Raw genomic sequence first — 22,407 nt, 5'->3', positions numbered from 1 at the left:
AGTCGGTGAGTGTGGGGCCGTCGCGTGTGCCACTGCGCCCGTCAGGCGCCCAGCTCACCACGCTTCACGGCAGACACGAACGTGGCCCAGCCGTCGGACGGGAACGTAATCACATGGCCGTGAGCGTGCTTGCTGTCACGTACGGGAACGACAGTGGCGAAGTCGTCGGAGACCTCGATGCATGCGCCACCGTCCTGGTTGCTGTAACTGCTCTTGCGCCACGAAGCAGCGCTCAAGTCGACGATCCGCATGGCACTTCCTCCAACTTGCGCAAGATGTAGTTCCGCGACTCGGCTGGGGACAGTGCCATGTCGCGCACCGAATCGTACGCCTTCTGAAGGCTCACAACTGGTGCTGTTTCTCCGATGAGTTCACCCCTGTACCCGTTCTCGGTATACGCAACAGTCCGGCCGTCGGGCAGAAGCAGACACCACACGTCGAAGCCCAACAGAGCATGCAGTCCGGCGTTGTTCTGCAGGACATGGACTGTCACATTGTCGCGATCTGACATCTCCAACAGGTGCTCCAACTGCGCACGCCACTCGCCCGCGTCCCGCAGCGGGGTGAGCAGCGCGGCCTCCGAGAGGATCGTCCGGAACGGCGGCGCCTCCACCCCCTCCAGCAGCTCGCGTCGGCCCATCCGAGCCTCGACCTGCTGGTCCAGCTCAGCTCCCTTGAGCCCACCCGTAACCAGAACCTCTCGTGCATACCCCGACGTCTGAAGCAGCCCCGGCAACACACTCACCGCAAAGTGCCACAGGCTAACCGCCTCAGCCTCCAGCACCATGTACTGCCGATACTGCTCCCGGAACTGGGACTTGTCCGCCCGCGCCAGCTCCCACAACGCCAGCAGCATCCCCGGCGTTCCGAAGTACGTATCCAACGCCTGAACGACCTCGGGGCCGCCCAGCGTCTCCCCCTTCTCCATCTTGCCGAACAGCGACCAGTCCCACCCCAGCCGCTCCCCCAGCTGCCGCAGGCTCTCTCCCCGCACGGCCCGCAACTGCCGTAACTCCTCGGCGAACCGTTGGCGCGGTTCCTGACTGCGGCCCGTGACGACGCGTCGCTGCGGCATCGCGGCTCCCTCCAACGCACACACACGTACCTGCACCCGTACACACCTGCCCGCACGCCCACGACCTCCCTGTGGAATTTGTGGAACGTGCGCCGCCCGACGGGGAACGAGACCGCGCCAACCACGCGGTCCGCCCTCTCCAGGCGGCATCCTCGTAACGCATCGGCTACTCACCGTAATTCACGCAGCACGAAAGCCGCAGTCGAAACACGAATCCAGGCGCAACGCCAACTCCCGCCCGCCGAAGGGGAACCCATGCCCAAGCCCACCCCCAAGCTCCAGGAAGCCACCGCCGCCCGCGATGCCCTCGCCACCGCCCTCACCCAGGCCGGCATCCAGCTCCCTTCGATGGACGTCCGTACGCCGTGGGGTGACCCGCTCCCCGATGATCCGGAGCGCCCTACAGCCCAGGGCGACGAGAACGCCGAGGACGACTACGCCCGCACCCCCGCCAGCGCCCGCTACGCCCTCGTCCACCTCGGCGTCTGCTCCGCCCCGGTCGCCCTGGCCCTCGCCGCCGCCATCGCCAAGGGCGCCGCTCGATGACCACCACGGGCCCGGCCGGCCCCACACCCGAGCCCGCGCCTCCCCCTCCGCCGCCCGGCACCGCCGTACGCGACACCACCCGCGACCGCGTCGGCGTCGTCATGGGCCACGAGGGACCGTATCTCCAGCTCCGCCCCCTCTCCGGCGGCCGGGAGTGGGACGTCGATCCGCATCACATCCAGCCGCTCACCCCGGCCGAGCTGCTGCACGCCCGCCTCGCCGAAGCCAATGACCACAGCCGGACCAAGTTGGGCTTGAACGGGTCGAACGGTGCGATGGTTCAGCCTCCGCCATAGACCGCGCCCATGCCGGCATGCCCCTGCGCACCGGCACCCCCTTCCCCCGCACCTCAGCAGAGACAGGACCCCGGATCAGGTGAATACCGCGGCATGCCCCAGGTACGGTGAAAACCGACATCGTGAAGAAGGAGCCAGCATCGCCATGACCACGCACCCGGCAGCCTCCGAAGCGCCTCACCTGCCTCCGATGCGCACCATCGGGGAACTCCGCGCGGCCCTGGTCATGGGCTACGGCTTTCCTGGCGACGCCGACGACTTCGAGGCCGAGCTCGCTCGCGAGATCAATCACGCAGACCCCGCCGACCTCTCCGGTGTCGTCCGCCTAGTGGAGGAGTTCCGCGGCCGGGTCGTCGCCCGACAGGATCCCGCATTCGACACCGCTCTCGCCGCGGCCATCGCCGACATCCGTGCGGTCCGAGGGAACTCCGAATGACCGAGGAACAACAGCCGGTCGTCGCCGAAATCACGCGTGAGGCATATGACCGTTGTCTGGCCATCGGAGGGGGAGCCCTCGAAGCCGTCGAGGCCCTGCGTGCCGAACTGGAGAAGTCCCCAACCCTCGGACGGCGCGCCCGCAGCGCCGTCGGCGGCATGAAGATCTACACAACCCGTCTCGAAGCCACGAATACCCGGCCAGCCCTCACCGTCACCTACGTCTACGATGCTCCGCCGCCCGAACCGGGCCTGATCCGCATCGCGCTCGTCTCTCCCGTCCGCCTCGCGGGCGGCGGTACCGAAATCTGAACGCCGGTGCAGCAGCCGATGGGCGGCACCGAGGGCCCCTACTCCAGCTCCGCCCGCTCTCCGGAGGGCGGGAGTGGGACGCCGACCCGGCCCATGTTCAGCCGCTCAGTCAGTCCGAGAACCTGCGCACCCTTCTGGCGGAGGTGAACTCACGCAGCCGCCGGGACCGCAGCATCCGGGGCGAGCCGCCCCTACCACGGCCTGACCCGCTCGACCGAACCGCTGGGCGCGAGCACTGACTCAAGGGCTTCGGTGAATGACACCGCGACGTGTGCGTCACCGCGCCCCGCCGCCGTGCGACGCATCAGGGTGAACACGGTGCACAAGCGACAAGGCGTCCCGGTCCTCGCCGACCGCGCCTACCAGGGCCCGACCTCTGGGTCACCACCGCGCTCAAGCGCCCGCCCGGCGGTGGGCCGTTTCCGGCACGGATCACGTGCTGCGGGTCAGTTCAGCCGAGAGGAACGGCGTCCCCCGGGGCGGTGTGCCAGTTGGTGACGATCGGGTCGTCGACGGTGATGGTGCCGACGGGCAGGGAAACCGGGTTGGGGTCGTCGTCACCGATGGCAACGATGATGGAGTCCAGCTCCTTGCCACCGTTTTCCTTGGTGGTCTTCGGGTTCACCCCCGCGTAGGCGGCAGCGCTCCCGCTCAGCTTGATCTGCTTGCCGGCGCCCTGCTCCGCGGCACGCGCCTCGGTGCCGTCGGAACCGAACGCCACGGTCGGAAGCGCGGCGGGCAGGTAGCAGGTGATCCCCGGCTTCGCCTTGGCGGTGATCAGGATGTACCCGCCGGCCTGGCTCTCGGACTTGGTGCTCCAGGAGATGTCGTTGGCACCGCAGGTCTGCCCGACCGGCTCCCCCTTGCCGCTTCCGGTACCGGAAGCGGAGCCGGAGTTGGAGCCGGAGCCCTTGCCGGTGCCCTGACCGCTGCCCGCCGCCCCCGACGTACCGGCCGCGTCACCGACGGGGGTGGCGGACGAAGAGCCCTGTGCGGCACCCGTGTCCGTGGCCGCCTGCCCGTCCTGGCATGCGGTCATCAGCATGGCTCCACCGACGAGGGCGGCGGAGACGAGGAGGGCCTTGCGACGGTTGCCGAACATGAAATCCCCTTTGGTCACCAGCAGTTGCGACTGGAGCCGTTTCGGCTCCCGGTGGTCGCCTGATCACTATGAGGGGCCTGTGAGCCGAACGGACGCGGCGCCTCCGTTCCAGGACAACGCTGTCACAGACTGGTGACATGATCACGCCGGGCCGCGGGGGCGGATGCCGGGCGCCCAAGCTAGGCGACTGCGTTGCCGAACAAGGCAGTGACCAGCGCGGCGTCTCGGGTGTAGACCCGCATGCGCTGCACGTTCCCGTCGGCGAGCGTGAGGTCGAATGCGGCGGTGCCCATGTAGATGTGGTTGGCCGCGGGGGCGATCGTGGTGGTGGCGAGCGGAATCGTCAACGCGTCCTTGCCGACCTTGGCCTTCCACGCGGCGTCCGCGGAGTTCGAGAGGCGCAACTCGCCCCACTGCGCCTTGATCCTGCTGTCCGGCGTGACGAACAGTGCACGTACGCGGAGTTCGACGCCCTGGTGGAAGTCGGCCACGTCCTTCGCCGGGCTGATGGGGGCCTTACGGGCAGCGGCCACCCAGCGGAAGAGCGGCGCTGTACTGCCAAAGGATGATCTTGAAGAGATTGTCACGAGCCGCATGGTCGCACCCCGAACACCTGCTCGACAAGCGACGTCAGCCGCAGGCCAAGCCCATCCCGGCCGCCGTCGTGCCGGTGGTTACACCTGTCGTGCGGCGATCTGATCGGTGACGGCCGTACGGTGGCCGAACTCGTCGTAGGACTGGGCGAGATGAGGGCCGTCCCCACAGTTCCCCCGCCTTGCCTCCATACCCGAGAATGTGCGCACGGCACGTACCACACGCCGTGCCGCCAGTCATCGGCCCGGCGAAGGAGAGCGAGACCTCTGATGACTCAGGCCCAACAGCCGTCCCTGCTCCGCGATGTGATCGACATCAAGGAGTCGATATCGACGTCGGACTTCGTGCTGCGGTTATCCGAGGCGACCACAGGCGACGGCGCTGAACGCGCGCTCAGGGACTACGTGGTCACGGAGCGGCTGCGGGAGAACTTCGACGAGGCGCTGGGGCTCATCAAGTCGGCGCTGGACGGGCACACCTCCAAGGCGGCCTATCTGCACGGCTCGTTCGGTTCCGGTAAGTCGCACTTCATGGCCGTGCTGCACGCCCTGCTCAGCGGGCGGCCGGCCGCCCGGGGGCGGCAGGAGTTCGACCGGCTCTTCACCAAGCACGAGTGGCTGACCACGGACGGGAAGAGGTTCCTGCTCGTGCCGTACCACATGCTCGGTGCGAAGGCGATGGAGCAGCGGGTCCTCGGCGGCTACGTCTCCCACGTCAAGAAGCTGCATCCGGACGCGCCGACCCCGCAGGTGTACCGGACCGACGCGCTGTTCGAGGACATCCGCGCGCTGCGGGCCCGCCACGGCGACACGTTCATCGTCGAGGGGCTCGCCTCGGCCGACGGGGCGGGCGCCGAGGACGGGGACGACGAGTGGGGCGAGTCCTTCGCGTGGACGCCCGCCCTCCTCGACACCGCGCTCGGCGCGGAGGAGGTGCACGAGTCGGGGCAGGCCCTCAACCTCGTCAGCCCTTCCACGCCAGCCGAGTTACGCGCCCGTCTCGTACAGGACGCGAGCACCAACCTGCTGCCCGGCTTCGCCAAGAGCGCCGCCGAGAGCGAGCACGGGTTCATCTCGCTCGACGCCGGTCTGTCCGTGATCGCCGCCCATGCCAAGGAGTTGGGCTACGACGGGTTGATCCTCTTCCTCGACGAGCTGATCCTGTGGCTCGCCACCCTCATCCACGACCAGAAGTTCGTGGGGCGTGAGGCCGGGAAGATCACGAACTTCGTGGAGGGGGCCGACGCGCGCCGGGCCATCCCGATCGTGTCCTTCATAGCCCGCCAGCGCGATCTGCGCGAGCTGGTCGGCGAGGAGCTGTCGGGCGCCGCGGAGGCGTCGGTCCAGGACACCCTCAACCAGGCCTCCGGCCGGTTCGACAAGATCACGCTCGAGGACCGCAACCTGCCGCAGATCGCCCACGCCCGACTGCTCCGGCCCAGGAGCCCCGAGGCCGCCGCACGGATCAACGCCGAGTTCGAGAAGACCCGCAAGGTCCGCCAGGAGGTGTGGGACACGCTGCTGGGCTCCGAGCGGGGCAGCGACGGGGTCGGTGCGGACGAGGAGAGCTTCCGGCTGACGTACCCTTTCTCGCCCGCCTTCATGGACACCCTGGTGCACGTGTCCTCGGCGCTCCAGCGCAACCGGACCGGTATGAAGCTCATGGGCCAGCTGCTCGCCGACCACCGGGACGAGCTGCGGCTCGGGGACCTCATCCCGGTGGGCGACCTGTACCCGCTGATCACCGCCGGCGGTGACAAGCCGTTCACCGACAGCCTCAAGGTCGTCTTCGAGGCCGCGGACAAGCTGTACCGCACCAAGCTGCGCCCCTACCTCCTCGCGACCTACAACGTGACCGAGGAGGACGTCGAGCAGTACACCCACCGCGGGCCCGACAGCATCACCGACCCCGATCTGCGCGGCAGAGTGAAGAGCTTCGTCGGCGACAACCGCATCATCGGCACCCTGCTGCTGTCCGCGCTCGCGCCGAGCGTGCCCGCGCTGTCCGACCTCACCATCCGTCGGCTGTCCGCGCTCAACTACGGCTCGGTGGTGGCCCCGATACCGGGGCGCGAGTACGGCATCCTGAAGAACAAGGTCGCCGAGTGGGCGGGCCGGTTCCCGGAGATCAAGGAGACCGGCACCGACGCCAACCCGGGCGTGCGGCTCGAACTGTCCGGCGTGGACGTCGACTCGGTCATCGCCAACGCCCAGGTCAACGACAACCCGGCCAACCGGCAGGCCCTCGCCAAACGGTTGCTGGCCGAGGAACTGGGTGTCGAACAGGGGAAGTTGACGCTGCACGTCGACTTCGTGTGGCGGGGCACCGAGCGCAGCGCCGAGATCGTGTTCGGGAACGTCGCCGACGAGGACGAGCTGCCCGACCACGATCTGACGCCCCAGGAGGAGGGGCTGTGGCGGATCGTCGTCGACCTGCCGTACGACGAGAGCGAGTACGGGACCGCCGAGGACGTCGACCGGATGCGGCGGCTGCGGGAGCGGCAGCAGGGCGAGCGGTCGCGGACCGCCGCCTGGCTGCCCGCGCACCTGTCCGCGCAGCGGTACGCCGACTTCCGGCGGCTCGTCGTCATCGACAAGGCGCTCGCCGACGACCAGCGGTTCAACGGCCAGTACGCCGGCCACCTCAACGCCGACAATCGCGCCCGTGCCAAGGGGCTGCTGGAGACCCAGCGCGAGTCGCTGCTCAGGAACGTCAAGGCCGCCTTCAAGCAGGCCTACGGCCTCGCCGACAAGAAGGAGTCCGACGTCGAGCTGGGCTTCTCCGACCATCTGCAGTCGCTGCGCGAGGTCGACGGGCTCACGCTGTCCTTCGGGCAGTCGATGCACGAGGGGCTGCGGCACATCGCACGCAAGCTGCTGGTGAGCCAGTACCCCGACCACCCGGACCTCGCGGCCGACGACCCGGGCTGGACGATGAAGCCCGCCGACGCGCGCAAGGTGTTCACGCACGTGCGCGCCGCCGCCGAGGCCCGTGACGGCCGTGCCGAGGTGCCGAGCGTGGACCGCAGGCTGATGCAGCGGGTCGCGGGGCCGCTGCGGCTGGGGCAGCAGAAGGAGGCGTACTTCGAGCTGTGGCCGTACTGGGCCGACCACTTCCGCAAGCTGGCGCGCGAGCGTGGCATCACCGGCGACCTGACCCTGATCACGCTGACCGACTGGACGGACGAGCCCCACCCCCGTGGTCTGCCCGACTTCCTCGCCCGGCTCGTCGTCGCGTCGTTCGCGGAGATGGACGACCGGGTGTGGGTGCGCGGCGGTATACCGCTCGATCCCGCGCCCGAGCCGGCGCAGATCAAGGGGCAGGACGCGCTGCGCAGCCAGCCGCTGCCGTCCGAGGAGGACTGGGAGGCGGCCCGGCAGCGGTTCGAGGCGATCTTCGGCGAGACGGCGCCGACGCTGCGCCGCGGTCGTATCGTCAACCAGTTCGCCCGCCGGATCACCGACGTCGCCCGCGCCTTCCAGGAGCCGGCCGCCGACCTCGTACGGCAGTTGGAAACACACGCCGGTTTCCTGCTGCTGGACGAGACCGACGAGGCGGGCCGCCTCGCCCTCGCGCGGCGCTCCGTCGACCTGCTGAAGGCGCTGACGCAGGCGGCCGGGCAGGGCGCGGCGGGCGCGAAGAAGACGGTGGAGGCGCTGGCGTCGTTCGACCTCGGGCAGGTGACGGCGGACCGCTACGGCACGTCCGTCAAGCAGGCGCGGACGGTCGCGCAGGCGCTGGACTCGGCGTCCTGGTCGACGCTGGAGCTGGCGGCGGACGAAGGGCCCGAGGGGCTGGCCCTGCTGGACTCGCTGCGGAACGTGGCGCAGAGCGACCAGCGGACCTACCCGCTGCACGAGGCGCTGCCCCGCACCCAGCGCGAGGTGCTGGCCCTGGTGAAGCGGAACCGCGCCGCCGCGCTGCCGGTGCCGCCCGCCCCGCCGCGGCCCGGCGCGGGGGACGTGTCGCTGTCGAGGGACACCAGCCACCCGCCGGTGCCCGAGATCCCGGTGCAGCCGTCGGCGGCAGCAAGGTCGTCGGGCGGCGGCCGGGCCCGCCGGTCCGGCGGCGGCCGTACGACGGCGGCCCGCGCTGTCGCCGAACTCCAGGCGTCACTGGCCGAGTTGGTGGCACAGGAGCCCGGCGCCACTGTCGAGATCTCCTGGCGGGTCGTCGACTGATGAGTACCGTCACCGCTGTCGAGGCGGCCGGGCCGATCGCCATCCGGCTGAACCTCGCGACCGTCACGCAGTACCTGTCGTCGCACACGTCGCTGGCCGCGTCCCTGAGGGGCGAGGACAAGCGACGGGTGGTCCTACTGCGCTCCGAGCCCGTCTGGGACGGACCGGCCGATCCGGTCTGGGGCGACGGGCACACCGCCCGTATCGCCGCCGCCCCGTCCCCGCTCGCGGTGCACGAACTGGTCCTGGACCATCTCGCCGGGCGATCGGCCGGCCCCGAGAGGCCCGGGCCGGCCATGCTGGTGGTCCTGACCGACCGGGAGCAGAGCGAGCTCGACCCGGCGATCCTGGCCCGCGTCCACAAGCAGCGCATCGACACCGTGGACAGCTGGGACGTGGTCCGCGAGGCGTTCGGCGCCGAGCAGGTCGACCAGCGGCTCCGGGACGCCGACTGGGCCGCCGAGGCCCTGCTGGACGCCACCCCGCCGGGCGGCTGGCCGTCACTCGCCGGGGGCATCCTGTCCCGGCGCACAGCCCTGTCCGCGCTGGCGATGCGACGGCTGCGGCTGGGCGGTTACGGGACCGACGCGGACCGTTCACCGGGCGCTGCGGCGGGTGTTCCCGCGGGCGGGACGCTGGACCCGCACTCCCTGCTGCGGTGGGCCCTCACGCCCGGCGGACCCGAGCTGCTGCTCGAACTGCGCGGCCCGGAACGCGCCGGGCTGGCCGAGTTCCTCGGCGAGGAGGACCAGGCCGGTCTCACGGGCCGGGCGCTGCTCGCCCTGGTGGAGGCCGAGCACGGCGCGGACGCGGTCGCCTTCGGGCTGGTCTGCGGCGCGCTGTGGCTGCACGCACCCGCCGACGCCGACACCTACCGGGCGCGGGGCCGCGCCGAGCGCTGGTTCGGGGAGCAGCCGTCGGCCACCAGTGAGCAACTCGACGCGCGGGCCGCCGTGTTCGCGCGCGCCTGCGAGGAGTACGTCGCCGCGCTGCTCGCCGTGGCGGACCGCCGCCCGGGTTCCGCCGCGGCCTCGGAGGACGCGCGTGAGGCGCGACGCGTCAGCGACACCGTGCTGGAGCGCGCGGCGGCTCTGGCACGGCAGTTCGGCGCCGAGTCGGCCGGACGGACCAGCCCTCTGCTGCCCGCCGGCCTGGAGGCGCGGTTCACCGCGGTGGGGCACGCCCTGACGGCGGGCAAGCCGGTCACCGTGGCAGAGGCCGTGCGCGCGCTGGACTCCCACAAGCGCGCCGACGGCCCCGGTGCCCGCGCCCGCATCGAGCGGGCCCGCATGGGCAGCCGTCTGGCTCACTGGCTCGCGGGCGATCCGGCCGTCGAGTGCGCGACCGTGGCCGCGGCCATAGAGCGCCAGATCGCCGAGACGGGCTGGGTCGACCAGGCGCTCGAACACATCGAGGCGGGCGGGGACCCCGATCCCGTCCTGAAGTCGGCCTACGACGCGCTCGCCGTGCGCGTGCGCGAGCGGCGCCACGAGATCGACCGGCACTTCGCCCAGGCTCTGGCCACCTGGACGGCGGCGGGGACACAGCCCGGCTCCATGCTCACGGTGGAGAGCTTCCTCGGCCGGGTCGTGAAGCCCGTCGTGCGGGCGGGCGGCGAACGGCGCGTGCTGCTCCTCGTCCTGGACGGCATGAGCGCGGCCATCGCGAGCGAACTGGCCGAGGAACTGCGCGCCACCTGGGCGGAGTTCGACCCACTGCCGGATGGCGAGCCGCGCCGTCGGTCCGTGGCCGCCGCGCTGCCCACCGTCACGGCCGTGTCCCGCACCGCGCTACTGACCGGCACTCTGATGAAGGGCTCGCAGGCCGACGAGAAGCGGCTGTTTCCGGCGCTGAAGCTGTGGGGCGGTCAGCCGGCGGCCGTGTTCCACAAGGACGACCTGCGTGCCGCCACCGCCGGGGAGACCTTCGGCCCGGCCCTGACCGAGGCGCTCGCCGACGGCCGTACGCACGTCGCGGTGGTCCTCAACGCCATCGACGACCGGCTCGCCAAGGAACAGAAGCTCGGCGACGGCGCCTGGCTGCCCGAGCACGTCCCGGGCCTGCCGGACCTGCTGCGGGTCGCCGCCGCCCAGGGCATGGCCGTACTGGTCACCAGCGATCACGGCCACGTCGTGGACCGGCACGGCGCGAAGGCCGAGGCGGCCGCGCCCGGCTCCGCCCGGCACCGCGCACCCGGCGGTCCCCTCGGGCCCTCCGAAGTCGAGCTCACCGGTCCCCGGGTGGTGTGGCCGGAGCCCGGCGCGTCGATCGTCGCCCTGTGGGACGCCGACTCCCGATACACGTCGCTCAAGGCCGGTTACCACGGGGGCGCCTCCCTCGCCGAGTTCGCCATCCCGGTGCTGGCCTTCCTGCCGTTCGGAGCCGCAGCGCCGAAGGACTGGCGGGAACTCGGCGACCAGCGGCCGTCCTGGTGGCACCTGGACGAGCCGGCCACCGTGCCGGTCGCCCCTCGTCCGTCGCCCGCGGCACCCGCGCAACGGCCGACCCGGCCGACGCAGGCCATGAAGGCACAGGCGGAGATCGCCGAGACACACGATTCGCTCTTCGACCACTCCCAAGTGCCGAGCGTCTCGTCTGCTGCTTCTACGGAGCAGCAGAGGCCGGCCGACTCTCTCGTGGCACGCCTCTTCGCCTCGGACGCGCTGCACAGCCAGACCGAACTGCTGGCACGCAAGCCGCCGGAACGGGACATGGCCAAGTTCCAGAAGGCGGTCGCCGCGCTGCTGGACGCCGGTGGCACCTTGCCCGTGACGGCGCTGGCACAACGCGCCGGGCATCCGGCGACGCGGGCCGACGGCTTCGCCGCTGTCCTACGCCAGCTGCTCAGCTACGACGGCGTGCAGGTCCTGGAAACGCTGCCGGACGGGCGTACCGTGCGGCTGCATCCGGGGCTGCTGCGGGAGCAGTTCGGGCTCGGCTGACCCCCCTCGGCGGCATCCCCGAAGCGGGCGTGCGGTGCCCCAAGTGTCCCGTGCAACGGTCCCCGTTCCGGATCGAGTTGACAGCCTTCGCCGGTGACGACCGCGGCTGGCACCTGCTGGCCGTACTGGAACGTCTGCAAAGAGTGGTGGGGCGCCGCTGGCGGGAGCCGGGGCGATGCCCCGGCTCCCGCCCCTTTTGGTGCGGCGTGTGGCGCGTGCCGTGAGGCGTGCGCTGTTCGCCAGGGGTGCGCCTCAGTAGGCGACGAGCGTCACGTCCTGCTGCTGGGCGGCGTGGAAGTACGGCAGCGGCAGGCCGCCCTGGGGGCGCAACTCCATGACGACAGTCTGGACATGGGCCTCACCGGGCGCGATCATGCCCCGCCACACCTGTCCGGAGTTCTCCCAACGGCGCTCGACGCCGTCGCACACGGCCAGCGTGGCGCCGATGCCGTGGCGGACCGAGGACGGACTCTGACCGACCGAGGAGCCGACGAACACGGATTCCGTGTTGCCGGTGCAGCGATAGGTGCCGGACAGGGTGACGGTGCCGTCCGCCGTGACACGGCCGATGGAGTCGACCGTCACCGTTTCGCCGGAGTCGGCGGTGGTGGGGGTTGCTGTCGAGGGGGCGGCGATCGCGGGGGCGGCGGCACAGGTGGCGAGCAGCAGCGCGGCGGCACTGACTGCTGCTGCGAGGGCGGGGCGTGCGGGCATGGGGTACCTCTCGGGTGGGTGGAGTGAGTAGAGCCGGTGGCCGGTGGGACCGGTAGGGGCTCCCCCAGGTTCTTACCGGGCGTCCGCGATGATTTAGCTGATTGTCACTCCATCGGTGGCACGTCGGACACGTTCAGGCACGACACGGCCCCTCACCAGGCCGGCTCGGCCGGGCAGGTCATCCCTTGCCCGGCTCCCCGCCACCGCAGCCGAGCCGCCTGGCACTGGGAAAGCCCAATCCGTCCAGCAGTGCGATGAAGAGGTCCTCGGCAAAGGTCTCCCGTGAGCGCAGCAACTCCTCGATCCGGGGCTGCTGCGCCGTGGCTGGGATGCCAGCCCCTGCGGCCCGAGCGAGGGCCTCTTCAGCGTCTGTGGGAACTTCCCCATCGAGCTCCGCACGCTTGCGTCGCACGGCCTCGTCCTTCGAGAGGTTGCGCGCACCCTACGGGTTGCCACCGACACAACAGGGGGCCCACCGGCGCCGACTTCCGCCCTCCAGGTCTGCCGCCGGGCAACGGACCAACCGACCCCCACCCTTCGGGATCTAGGGCAGCACCGCGAACCCGTCCAGCTCCACCAACGCCCGCTCGTCCCACAGTCGTACGACCTCCACGACCGCCATCGCCGGGTAGTCCCGGCCGGCCAAGCGCCGCCAGATACGGCCCAGTTCGCGGGCGTGGGTGCGGTAGTCGGCGACGTCCGTGGCGTAGACGGTGACGCGGGCGAGGTCGGCGGGGGTGGCGCCGGAGGCGTGCAGGGCGGTGAGGAGGTTGGTGAGCGCCTTCTCGAACTGCTCGGGGAGGGTGTCGCCTTGGATCTTGCCGTCCGTGTCCAGGGCGGTCTGGCCGGCCAGGAAGACCACGCGGGTGCCGGTGGCGACCACGGCGTGGGAGAAGCCGAGGGGTGGGGAGAGGTCGGGCGGGTTCAGTCGCTCGGTCGTCACGGGGCCTCCGTGGTGGAGTGCGGGGCGGGATGCGGGGCCGTCGCGTACAACTGCTTGGCGATGATGCCGCGTTGGACCTCGCTGGCGCCCTCGTAGACACGCGGGGCGCGCACCTCGCGGTAGAGGTGTTCGAGGAGGTGGCCGCGGCGCAGGGCGCGGGCGCCGTGCAGTTGGACGGCCGCGTCGACGACGTACTGGGCGGTCTCGGTCGCGAGCAGCTTCGCCATCGCGGCGCGTTTCGGGACGTCCGGGGCCGCCGAGTCGTGGGCCGTCGCCGCCGCGTAGACCATCAGGCGGGCCGCGTCCGTGCGCAGGGCCATCTCGGCGATCTGGTGGGCGATCGCCTGGAGATCCATCAACTTGGCGCCGAAGGCGTCCCGTTGGCGCGTGTGTGCGAGGGTGGCGTCGAGTGCCGCCTGTGCCATGCCGACCGCGAAGGCGCCGACACTGGGCCGGAAGAGATTGAGGGTGCCCATCGCGACCCTGAAGCCCCGGTCGACCTCGCCGAGTACGTCGTCCTCGGTGACGGGTACGGCGTCGAAGGTCAGGCTGCCGATGGGGTGCGGGGAGAGCATCTCAAGGGGGGTGCCGGTGAGGCCGGGGCGGTCGGCGGGGACGAGGAAGGCGGTCACACCGCGGGCGCCGGCGCCGGGTGTGGTGCGCGCGAACACGGTGTAGACGTCGGCTTCGGGGGCGTTCGAGATCCAGCACTTCTCGCCTGTGAGCCGCCAGCGCCGAGGGCCGTCGGGGCCTTCGGGCTCGCCGTCCGGCACCGCCCGCAGTGCCAGCGCCGCCGCGTCCGATCCGGCGCCCGGCTCGCTCAGCGCGAACGCGGCCACCGCCGTGCCCTCGGTCACGCGGGGCAGCCAGTGGGCGCGTTGCGCGGGTGTGCCATGGGCATGGATCGGGTGGGCGCCCAGGCCCTGCAGGGCGAGGGCGGTTTCCGCCTCCGTGCAGGCGTACGCCAGGGATTCGCGCATGAGGCAGAGGTCGAGGGCGCCGGATGTGAACAGGCGGGACAGAAGGCCGAGTTGGCCGAGTTCGGCGACGAGGGGGCGGTTGACGCGGCCGGGCTCGCCCTTATCGGCCAGCGGGCGCAGCCGTTCGGCGGCGAGGGTGCGCAGCTCGGCGCACCAGGCGGTTTGCTCCGGTTCGAGTGAGAATGCGGGCACGGCCGTTCCTCCCTCCACGGCGGGTCGTCAGGCGCGCGCTCGACGATCCCGCTCGGTGATCCCGACGTTCCCAGCGACGATATCGCGCCCTGTTGACTGTCGTCACCAACACGATACGCTCCTGATGCCTGCCCGCTGACGCGCCCATCACGCGCCCGTCGGGCACCAGCCCAGGCACCGGCCCATCAGGCAGGGGGCGAACCGCCATGAACGTCTCGGCCCACGTCGACACCTTCGCGCGCGACCACCTGCCGCCGCCCGAACAGTGGCCCGAGCTCAGCTTCGACCTGCCGGAGCTGAGCTACCCCGACCGGCTCAACTGCGCCGCCGAACTCCTGGACCACGCCGACCCCGACCGCCCGGTGTTCCACACGCCCACCGGCCCGTCGTGGACGTACGGCGACCTGCGCGCCCGCGTCGACCGCATCGCGCACGTCCTCACCGGCGACCTCGGTGTGGTGCCCGGCAACCGCGTCCTGCTGCGCGGGCCGACCACGCCCTGGCTCGCGGCCTGCTGGCTGGCGGTGCTGAAGGCGGGCGCGGTCGCGGTCACCGTGCTGGCCCAGCAGCGCCCGCACGAGTTGGCCACGGTGGGCGAGATCGCCCGGGTGGAGTACGCGCTGTGCGACGTCCGTGCCGTCGACGACCTCGTGAAGGCCGAGATCCCCGGGCTGCGCATCACGACGTACGGCGGTGACGCCGACGACGACCTCCTGAACCGTCCGGCGCCCGAGACGCCGTACACCGCCGTGGACACCGCGGCCGACGACGTCGCGCTGATCGCCTTCACCTCCGGTACCACCGGTCGGCCGAAGGGGTGCATGCACTTCCACCGGGATGTGCTCGCCGTCGCGGACACCTTCTCGAAGCATGTGCTCAGACCACATGGGGGCGATGTGTTCGCCGGCAGTCCCCCGCTCGGCTTCACGTTCGGCCTCGGCGGGCTCGTGGTGTTCCCGATGCGCGTCGGCGCCAGCGCCCTGCTCCTCGAACAGGCGGGTCCCCGGCAGTTGCTGCCCGCGATCGCCGAGCACCGGGTGTCGGTGCTGTTCACCGCGCCGACGGCGTACCGCGCGATGCTCCAGGAACTGGACGGTCCTGGCGGCCACGACGCCTCCTCGCTGCGGCGCTGCGTGTCCGCGGGCGAGAATCTGCCCGCCACCACCTGGCAGGCCTGGCACGAGCGCACCGGCCTGCGCATCATCGACGGCATCGGCGCCACGGAGCTGCTGCACATCTTCATCTCCGCCGCCGACGAGCACATCAGGCCCGGGGCGACGGGCGTGCCCGTCCCGGGCTGGCACGCGCGCGTGCAGGACGCGAACGGGAAGCCCGTGCCCGACGGGGAGCCGGGGCTGCTGGCCGTGCGCGGTCCGGTCGGCTGCCGCTATCTCGGCGATCCGCGGCAGCGGGAGTACGTGCGCGACGGCTGGAACGTCACCGGCGACACCTATGTGCGCGACACCCATGGCTACTTCCACTATGTGGCCCGCGCCGACGACATGATCATCTCGGCGGGGTACAACATCGCAGGACCGGAGATCGAGGAAGCGCTGCTGCGCCATCCGGATGTGGTCGAGGCAGCCGTGGTCGGGCGCCCTGATGTGGCGCGCGGCCATGTGGTGGTGGCCTACATAGTGCTGAAGGAGGGTGTGGTGCGGGACGCCGAGGCGCTGCGCACCTTCGTCATGTCCGAACTGGCGCCGTACAAGTGCCCGCGCGAGATCGTCTTCCTGGACGCGCTGCCGCGCACGGCGACCGGCAAGCTCCAGCGATTTCGCCTGCGCACCGACGGTGACCAGCGGTAATGGTGACCAGCAGGGACGCCGACGACCTAAAATGATCAACGTGTCCGAGCAGCACGCCCCCCGTTCCCTCATCGTCACGCTTTACGGCGCGTACGGCCGCTTCATGCCCGGTCCGGTACCCGTCGCCGAGTTGATCCGGCTTCTGGCCGCGGTCGGCGTGGACGCGCCGTCCGTGCGCTCGTCCGTGTCCCGTCTGAAACGGCGCGGACTACTGGTCCCCGCCCGTACGGCGCATGGCGCGGCCGGGTACGGACTGTCCCCGGAGGCGCGGCAGTTGCTCGACGACGGCGACCGGCGCATCTACGCGAGCGCACCCCCTCAGGACGAGGGGTGGGTGCTCGCCGTGTTCTCGGTGCCCGAGTCGGAGCGGCAGAAGCGGCACGTGCTGCGTTCGCGGCTGGCGGGGCTGGGCTTCGGCACCGCGACCCCCGGCGTGTGGATCGCCCCCGCCCGGCTGTACGAGGAGACGCGCCACACCCTGGAGCGGCTCGGGCTCGACCCGTACGTGGACTTCTTCCGCGGCGAGCACCTCGGGTTCGCGCCCACCGTCGAGGCGGTCGCCCGCTGGTGGGACCTGACGGCGATCGCCAAAGAGCATGAGGCGTTCCTCGACGTGCAGGCGCCCGTGCTGGAGGCCTGGCAGCGGCGCACGGACACCCCGCTCGAAGAGGCGTACCGCGACTACCTCCTCGCCCTCGACTCCTGGCGCCACCTCCCCTACACCGACCCCGGTCTGCCCGCGGCCCTGCTGCCCGCCGACTGGCCGGGCGCTCGCTCCGCGGCCGTCTTCCAGGGCCTGCACGAGCGACTGCGGGACGCGGGCGCGACCTACGCCGGCGCCTGACCCGTACCGTCCCCCTGTCCCCTCAAGCTCACTCGAACTCTCCGAAAGTCCCTCAAGCGTCCAGCGACAAGCGCGGCTTGGGCGCGTCCGTGCGGCCGGTCTGCGGGGGCCGGCTGCCCGCACGGTAGGGAGCGGGCCAGGCGATGCCCGGACCCTCGTACCCCTGCTCGGCGGCGGCGTGCAGCGTCCAGTTCGGGTCGTAGAGGTGGGGGCGGGCCAGGGCGCACAGGTCAGTACGCCCGGCCAGGATCAGGGAGTTGACGTCGTCCCAGGAGGAGATTGCGCCGACCGCGATCACCGGGATGCCGGTCGCGTGCCGGATGTGGTCGGCGAACGGCGTCTGGTACGACCGCCCGTACTCCGGCCGCTCGTCGGCGACGACCTGCCCGGTCGAGACGTCGATGGCGTCGGCACCGTGCGCGGCGAAGGCGCGGGCGATCTCCACTGCCTCCTCGGCGGTGGTGCCGCCCTCGGCCCAGTCCGTGGCCGAGATGCGCACGGTCATGGGCCGCTCCTCGGGCCACATCGCCCGTACGGCGTCGAAGACTTCGAGCGGGAAGCGCAGCCGCTTCTCGAACGAGCCGCCGTAGGCGTCGGTGCGCCGGTTGGTCAGCGGGGAGAGGAAGCCGGACAGCAGATAGCCATGGGCGCAGTGGAGTTCGAGCAGGTCGAAGCCGGCGCGGGCGGCGCGCCAGGCTGCGGCCGTGAACTGCTCGCGGATGTCGGTGAGTTGGGCGCGGGACAGCTGGCGCGGGATCTGGCTGCCCGGCTTGTACGGCAGCGGGGAGGCCGCGACCAGCGGCCAGTTGCCGTCGGGCAGCGGCTCGTCGATGCCCTCCCACATGAGCTTCGTCGAGCCCTTGCGCCCGCTGTGGCCGAGCTGCACGCCGATCGCGGTCCCCGGCGCCTGCGTGTGCGCGAAGTCGGTGATCCGCTTCCATGCCTCGGCCTGCCGGCCCGTGTAGAGGCCGGTGCAGCCGGGCGTGATGCGGCCCTCCTCGCTCACGCACACCATCTCCGTCATCACGAGCCCGGCGCCGCCGAGCGCGCGGGCGCCGAGGTGGACGAGGTGGAAGTCGCCGGGGACGCCGTCGGTCGCCGAGTACATGTCCATCGGCGAGACGACGACCCGGTTGCGCAGGGTGAGGCCGCGCAGCCGGAACGGGGTGAACATCGGGGGCGTGCCGTCCGGGCAGCCGAACTCGCGCTCCACGGCCCCGGTGAAGTGGGCGTCGCGCAGCCGGAGGTTGTCATGGGTCACTCGGCGGCTGCGGGTGAGCAGGTTGAAGGCGAACTGGCGGGGCGGCTGGCCGAGATAGCGTTCGAGGTTCTCGAACCACTCCAGGCTGGCGCGGGCCGCGCGCTGGGTGGAGGCGACGACGGGTTTGCGCTCCTCCTCGTAGGCGGCGAGCGCCTCGGGGAGGGACGGCTGTTCCTCCAGGCAGGCCGCCAGGGCGAGGGCGTCCTCGACGGCGAGCTTGGTGCCGGAGCCGATGGAGAAGTGGGCGGTGTGGGCGGCGTCGCCGAGCAGGACGACGTTGCCGTGCGACCAGCGCTCGTTGACCACGGTACGGAAGGTGGTCCAGGCGGACTTGTTGGAGCGCAGCGTGCGGCCGCCGAGCGCGTCGGCGAAGAGCTTGGCGCAGCGCTCGATGGACTCCTGCTCGCCGAGTTCCTCGAACCCGGCGGCCCGCCACACCTCCTCGCGCATCTCGATGATGACGGTCGAGGCGTCGGCCGAGAACGGATACCCGTGCAGCTGCATCACGCCGTGCTCGGTCTCGGCGATCTCGAAGCGGAAGGCGTCGAAGGCGAAGTCGGCGGCGAGCCAGATGTAGCGGCAGTGGTGTTGGGCCACATAGGGCCGGAACACATGGCTGTACCGCTCGCGGGTGGTGCTGTGCACACCGTCGGCGGCGACAACCAGGTCGTACGCCTCGGAGAGCCGGGCGGGGTCGGGCGCCTCGGCTCGGAAGCGCAGCTCCACGCCGAGGCTGCGGCAGCGCTCGTGCAGGATCTCCAGGAGCCGTCTCCTGCCGAGTGCGGCGAAGCCGTGGCCGCCGGAGGTGTGCAGTTCGCCCCGGTGCACGATGTCGATGTCGTCCCAGCGCACGAAATCCTTCTGGAGGGCTTCGTAGACCACGGGGTCGGCGTGCTCGATGCCGCCGAGTGTCTCGTCGGAGAGAACCACGCCGAAGCCGAAGGTGTCGTCGGGGGCGTTGCGCTCCCAGACGGTGACCTCCCGGTCCGGGTTGAGCCGCTTCAGCAGAGCTGCTGTGTACAGGCCCCCTGGACCGCCGCCGATGATCGCCACCCGTAGGGGATGGTTGACTTCGTCTCGCGGCTGCTGGTGCGTCGTGGCTTGTCGCGCAGTTCCGCGCGCCCGTGAGGTCGGCATGAAGTTACCGCCCCCTCCACTTCGGCGGCCGCTTTTCCGTGAACGCCGCGTGGAACTCTGCATAGTCCTCGCCGTTCATCAGCAGCGCCTGGGTCGAGGCGTCCAGCTCCACGGCCGCCGCCAGCGGCATGTCCAGCTCGGCCGTGAGCAAGGTCTTCGTCTGGGCGTACGCCAGCGCCGGGCCGTCGGCCAGGCGGCGGGCCAGGGTCTGGGCGGCCTCGTCCGCGAGGCCCTCCTCCGTCAGCTGGCTGATCAGGCCGATCCGCTCGGCCTCCGGCGCCCGCACCGGGTCGCCCAGCATGAGCAGCCGGGTGGCGTGGCCGAGGCCGACCACCCTGGGCAGCAGATAGGCCGCCCCCATGTCACCGCCGGACAGGCCGACACGGGTGAAGAGGAAGGCGAACCGGGCCGTCGGGTCCGCGACCCGGAAGTCCGCCGCGAGGGCCAGCACGGCGCCCGCGCCCGCGGCCACCCCGTGCAGCGCCGCGATCACCGGGAACGGGCACTCCCGTACGGCCCGCACGACCTGCCCGGTCATCCGGTTGAAGTCGAGCAGCTCGGCGGTGTTCATGGACAGGGTCACGCCGATGATCTCGTCGACGTCGCCGCCGGAGCAGAAGCCGCGCCCCTCCCCGGCCAGCACCAGGGCCCGTACGGACCGCTCCCGGGACAGCTCGGCGAGCAGATCGCGCAGGTCGGCGTAGGCGCCGAAGGTGAGGGCGTTGAGCTTCTCGGGGCGGGCGAGGGTGACGGTGGCGACGCCTTCGGAGAACTTGACCCGCAGGTGCTCCCAGTCGGAGGTGCGGGCGGCGGAGCCGGTGAAGGGACTCATGAGGTGCGGCCTCCTCGGGGGCGAGCGGTGCCTCACGTAGCGCTACGTACCTCTACCCTCACGAAGCTATCACTTGTTTGTGACTGTCGTCACGATGGCGCAACACGATGCGACAAACGTGCGGTCCCCGTCGAATCCATTGCTGACCGGGCGCCGTACCATTCATGAGGTTGAAAGCAGGACCGCCTGCTCCATGAAACGGACCCGCCTTGTACGAACCCGCCGCATCGGCCTCCTGGCGCATCGCACTGCCGCACACCACCGCGGCCGTGCCGGTGGCGCGCGCCCTGGTCCGTACGGCCCTGGGCGAGCTGGACACCGCGGCCGACAGCGACACCGCGGAGCTGCTCACGGCGGAGCTGGTCGCCAACGCCGTGGAGCACACGGCCGCTGGAGAGGGCCCCATCGAGCTGGTGGTGGAGGTACGGCCGACCGGCTGCCAGGTCGAGGTGCACGACCCTGACCCGGCGCCGCCCGCCCCCCTCACCCGCCCCACCTTGGAAGCGCCGGACCCGTGGCAGGAGCACGGGCGCGGACTGCTGCTGATCCGCGCCCTCAGCTCCTCCTGCGGCCACCGGCCCACGAAGGCGGGCAAGGCGGTGTGGTTCAGACTGCCTGTCGTACCGGCTCAGCGGCGTCGGGCGTGACCTCGGCGTCGGCGGCGTCCTCGGTGCCGGAGGCCTTCGCGAGCGTGGAGTGCCGGCGCCCGTAGGCGACGTACACCAGGGCTCCGACCGCGAGGAACACCGCGAACTGGATCAGGGCCTCCCAGCCCGTCTCGTACATCAGGTACAGACAGAACACGATGCCGAGCAGCGGGAGCACGGGGTACAGCGGCACCCGGAAGCTGCGGGCGAGGCCCGGCTCACGGCGGCGCAGGGCGATCACCACGATGTTGACGACGGCCATGATGGCGAGCGTGCCGATGGTGCTCAGGTTCACGACCGCGTCCAGCGAGGAGAAGGCGGCCGGGATCGCGAAGACGATGCCGACGATCAGGGTGCCGGCGACCGGCGTGGAGGTCTTGGGCGAGACCTTCTCGAAGACGCGCGGGACGAGGCCGTCGCGGGCCATCGACATCAGGATGCGGGTCTGGCCGTACATCACGGCGAGCACGACCGAGGCGATGGCGACGACCGCGCCGAAGGCGATGACTCCGCCGCCGATGGTCGAGCCGGTGACCTCGTTGACGACGTAGGACAGCGCGGCGGGTCGGCCGCCGACCTGCTTGCCGCCGATGGCGCCGATCGCGGCGAGGGCGACCGCGCAGTACAGCAGCGTGACGATGCCCATGCAGACCAGGATCGCGACCGGGATGTGACGGCGCGGGTTCTTCGCCTCCTCGCCGGCCGTGGTGATCGCGTCGAAGCCGATGTACGAGAAGAACGCGGCCGTGGTGCCCGCACCGATGCCGCCGAGGCCGGCCGGGGAGAACGGGGTGAGGTTGCCGTCCTTGAACGCGCTGAAGCCGATGGCGCAGAACGCGGCCAGGATGGCGAGCTTGACGACGGCCATGGCGGCGGTGGCCCGGGCACTCTCGCGCACGCCGCGCATCAGCAGCACGGAGGCCATGGCGATGACGAGCACCGCGGGCAGGTTGATGACCCCGCCGTCGCCCGGTCCCGCCGAGAGCGCGGCGGGCAGCTGCCAGCCGATGAGGCTGTGCAGCAGCTCGTTGACGTACTGGCTCCAGCCGACGGCGACGGCCGAGATCGAGACGCCGTACTCGAGCAGCAGGCACCAGCCCACCAGGAAGGCGGTGGACTCGCCGAGGCCGGCGTAGGCGAAGGAGTACGACGATCCGGAGACCGGGATCGCGCCGCCCAGCTCGGCGAAGGAGAACGCCGTGAAGACGCAGGTGATCGCGGCCAGGACGAACGAGACGACGACCGCCGGGCCGGCCTGGGCGACCGAGTCGGAGAGGCCGACGAAGATGCCGGTGCCGACGATCGCGCCGACGCCGAAGCAGATGAGCTGGAACAGGCCCATCGTGCGCTTGAGGCCGTGGCCCTCGCGGTCGGCGCCGGCTTCGGCCAGCAGGAGGTGGGGGGACTTGATGCGTGGAGCGGGCATTGCGGGTCGTGCTCGTTTCTGGTGGTGCGGGCGCGGCCTGTGGGGTCGGGGCGCTGCAGCGGCCATGGGCGAGGGGTGGCCCCGGGCCGCGGTCAGGATAAGTGCAGGTGAGGCGGGTCACGCAAGGATGTGGGTCACAG

Annotated in this window: 19 protein-coding genes; 9 read left to right on the top strand and 10 right to left on the bottom strand. The window is 71.3% G+C overall.

Annotated features, from left to right (window positions below; genetic code table 11):
* Positions 1-41: 41 nt before the first annotated feature.
* Together ABZ910_RS10145 and ABZ910_RS10140 are read right to left on the bottom strand one after the other, a co-directional pair.
* Entirely contained in the window at positions 42-251 is a 210-nt protein-coding gene (locus ABZ910_RS10145) for a DUF397 domain-containing protein (RefSeq protein ID WP_361361550.1), read from the bottom strand.
* The gene (locus ABZ910_RS10140; protein ID WP_361361548.1) at positions 233-1,075 is read right to left on the bottom strand and encodes a helix-turn-helix transcriptional regulator; all 843 of its coding nucleotides are present in this window, start codon (positions 1,073-1,075) and stop codon (positions 233-235) included. The genes ABZ910_RS10145 and ABZ910_RS10140 overlap by 19 nt, the downstream gene beginning before the upstream one ends.
* A 255-nt stretch (positions 1,076-1,330) precedes the next feature.
* Between ABZ910_RS10140 and ABZ910_RS10135 the strand changes: the two genes are divergently transcribed.
* The 4 genes from ABZ910_RS10135 to ABZ910_RS10120 all read left to right on the top strand — a co-directional run bounded on the left by ABZ910_RS10135 (position 1,331) and on the right by ABZ910_RS10120 (position 2,664).
* Entirely contained in the window at positions 1,331-1,621 is a 291-nt protein-coding gene (locus tag ABZ910_RS10135) for a hypothetical protein (RefSeq protein WP_361361546.1), read from the top strand.
* Positions 1,622-1,722: 101 nt separating this feature from the next.
* Complete coding sequence (locus ABZ910_RS10130) at positions 1,723-1,917, top strand: hypothetical protein (RefSeq protein WP_361361812.1); 195 nt, start codon at positions 1,723-1,725, stop codon at positions 1,915-1,917.
* Between the two features lie 145 nt (positions 1,918-2,062).
* Positions 2,063-2,353, top strand: coding sequence for a hypothetical protein (locus ABZ910_RS10125; RefSeq protein ID WP_361361544.1), 291 nt, complete (start codon positions 2,063-2,065; stop codon positions 2,351-2,353).
* The gene (locus ABZ910_RS10120; RefSeq protein ID WP_361361542.1) at positions 2,350-2,664 is read left to right on the top strand and encodes a hypothetical protein; all 315 of its coding nucleotides are present in this window, start codon (positions 2,350-2,352) and stop codon (positions 2,662-2,664) included. The genes ABZ910_RS10125 and ABZ910_RS10120 overlap by 4 nt, the downstream gene beginning before the upstream one ends.
* A 451-nt stretch (positions 2,665-3,115) precedes the next feature.
* Here ABZ910_RS10120 and ABZ910_RS10115 read toward each other — a convergent pair whose 3' ends face one another.
* On the bottom strand, positions 3,116-3,766 hold the full coding sequence (locus tag ABZ910_RS10115; RefSeq protein ID WP_361361540.1) for a DUF4232 domain-containing protein: 651 nt from the start codon (positions 3,764-3,766) through the stop codon (positions 3,116-3,118).
* A gap of 179 nt (positions 3,767-3,945) precedes the next feature.
* Entirely contained in the window at positions 3,946-4,299 is a 354-nt protein-coding gene (locus ABZ910_RS10110; protein WP_361361538.1) for a hypothetical protein, read from the bottom strand.
* A 330-nt stretch (positions 4,300-4,629) separates the two neighbouring features.
* Between ABZ910_RS10110 and ABZ910_RS10105 the strand changes: the two genes are divergently transcribed.
* Positions 4,630-8,541 carry a phage resistance protein gene (locus tag ABZ910_RS10105; protein WP_361361536.1) on the top strand — a complete coding sequence of 1,304 codons (3,912 nt, stop codon included), beginning with the start codon at positions 4,630-4,632 and terminating at the stop codon, positions 8,539-8,541.
* Positions 8,541-11,483, top strand: a complete 2,943-nt coding sequence (pglZ, locus tag ABZ910_RS10100; protein ID WP_361361534.1) for a BREX-2 system phosphatase PglZ — start codon at positions 8,541-8,543, stop codon at positions 11,481-11,483. The genes ABZ910_RS10105 and pglZ overlap by 1 nt, the downstream gene beginning before the upstream one ends.
* A gap of 252 nt (positions 11,484-11,735) precedes the next feature.
* Here pglZ and ABZ910_RS10095 read toward each other — a convergent pair whose 3' ends face one another.
* From ABZ910_RS10095 to ABZ910_RS10085, 3 genes are all read right to left on the bottom strand, one after another.
* Entirely contained in the window at positions 11,736-12,197 is a 462-nt protein-coding gene (locus ABZ910_RS10095; RefSeq protein WP_361361532.1) for a DUF6299 family protein, read from the bottom strand.
* Between the two features lie 544 nt (positions 12,198-12,741).
* On the bottom strand, positions 12,742-13,140 hold the full coding sequence (locus ABZ910_RS10090) for a RidA family protein (RefSeq protein ID WP_361361530.1): 399 nt from the start codon (positions 13,138-13,140) through the stop codon (positions 12,742-12,744).
* Positions 13,137-14,312: an acyl-CoA dehydrogenase family protein gene (locus ABZ910_RS10085; RefSeq protein WP_361361528.1), complete on the bottom strand. Its 1,176-nt coding sequence runs from the start codon at positions 14,310-14,312 to the stop codon at positions 13,137-13,139. Before ABZ910_RS10085 ends, ABZ910_RS10090 begins: the two co-directional genes overlap by 4 nt.
* 206 nt (positions 14,313-14,518) lie before the next feature.
* Between ABZ910_RS10085 and ABZ910_RS10080 the strand changes: the two genes are divergently transcribed.
* Entirely contained in the window at positions 14,519-16,120 is a 1,602-nt protein-coding gene (locus tag ABZ910_RS10080) for an AMP-binding protein (RefSeq protein WP_361361526.1), read from the top strand.
* A 31-nt stretch (positions 16,121-16,151) separates the two neighbouring features.
* Complete coding sequence (locus ABZ910_RS10075; RefSeq protein ID WP_361361524.1) at positions 16,152-16,964, top strand: PaaX family transcriptional regulator C-terminal domain-containing protein; 813 nt, start codon at positions 16,152-16,154, stop codon at positions 16,962-16,964.
* A 52-nt stretch (positions 16,965-17,016) separates the two neighbouring features.
* On the opposite strand, the gene ABZ910_RS10070 is transcribed toward ABZ910_RS10075, so the two are convergent.
* Positions 17,017-19,362: a bifunctional salicylyl-CoA 5-hydroxylase/oxidoreductase gene (locus tag ABZ910_RS10070; protein ID WP_361361523.1), complete on the bottom strand. Its 2,346-nt coding sequence runs from the start codon at positions 19,360-19,362 to the stop codon at positions 17,017-17,019.
* A gap of 4 nt (positions 19,363-19,366) precedes the next feature.
* Complete coding sequence (locus ABZ910_RS10065) at positions 19,367-20,194, bottom strand: enoyl-CoA hydratase family protein (protein WP_361361521.1); 828 nt, start codon at positions 20,192-20,194, stop codon at positions 19,367-19,369.
* A gap of 209 nt (positions 20,195-20,403) precedes the next feature.
* Between ABZ910_RS10065 and ABZ910_RS10060 the strand changes: the two genes are divergently transcribed.
* Positions 20,404-20,841: an ATP-binding protein gene (locus tag ABZ910_RS10060; RefSeq protein ID WP_361361519.1), complete on the top strand. Its 438-nt coding sequence runs from the start codon at positions 20,404-20,406 to the stop codon at positions 20,839-20,841.
* Here the strand turns inward: ABZ910_RS10060 and ABZ910_RS10055 are convergent.
* On the bottom strand, positions 20,801-22,267 hold the full coding sequence (locus tag ABZ910_RS10055; RefSeq protein ID WP_361361517.1) for an amino acid permease: 1,467 nt from the start codon (positions 22,265-22,267) through the stop codon (positions 20,801-20,803). The genes ABZ910_RS10060 and ABZ910_RS10055 overlap by 41 nt on opposite strands.
* Positions 22,268-22,407: the final 140 nt, after the last annotated feature.

The sequence above is a fragment of the Streptomyces sp. NPDC046805 genome (assembly GCF_040645355.1).
Lineage (GTDB): Bacteria > Actinomycetota > Actinomycetes > Streptomycetales > Streptomycetaceae > Streptomyces.
This window is presented reverse-complemented; position numbering and strand designations above follow the sequence as displayed.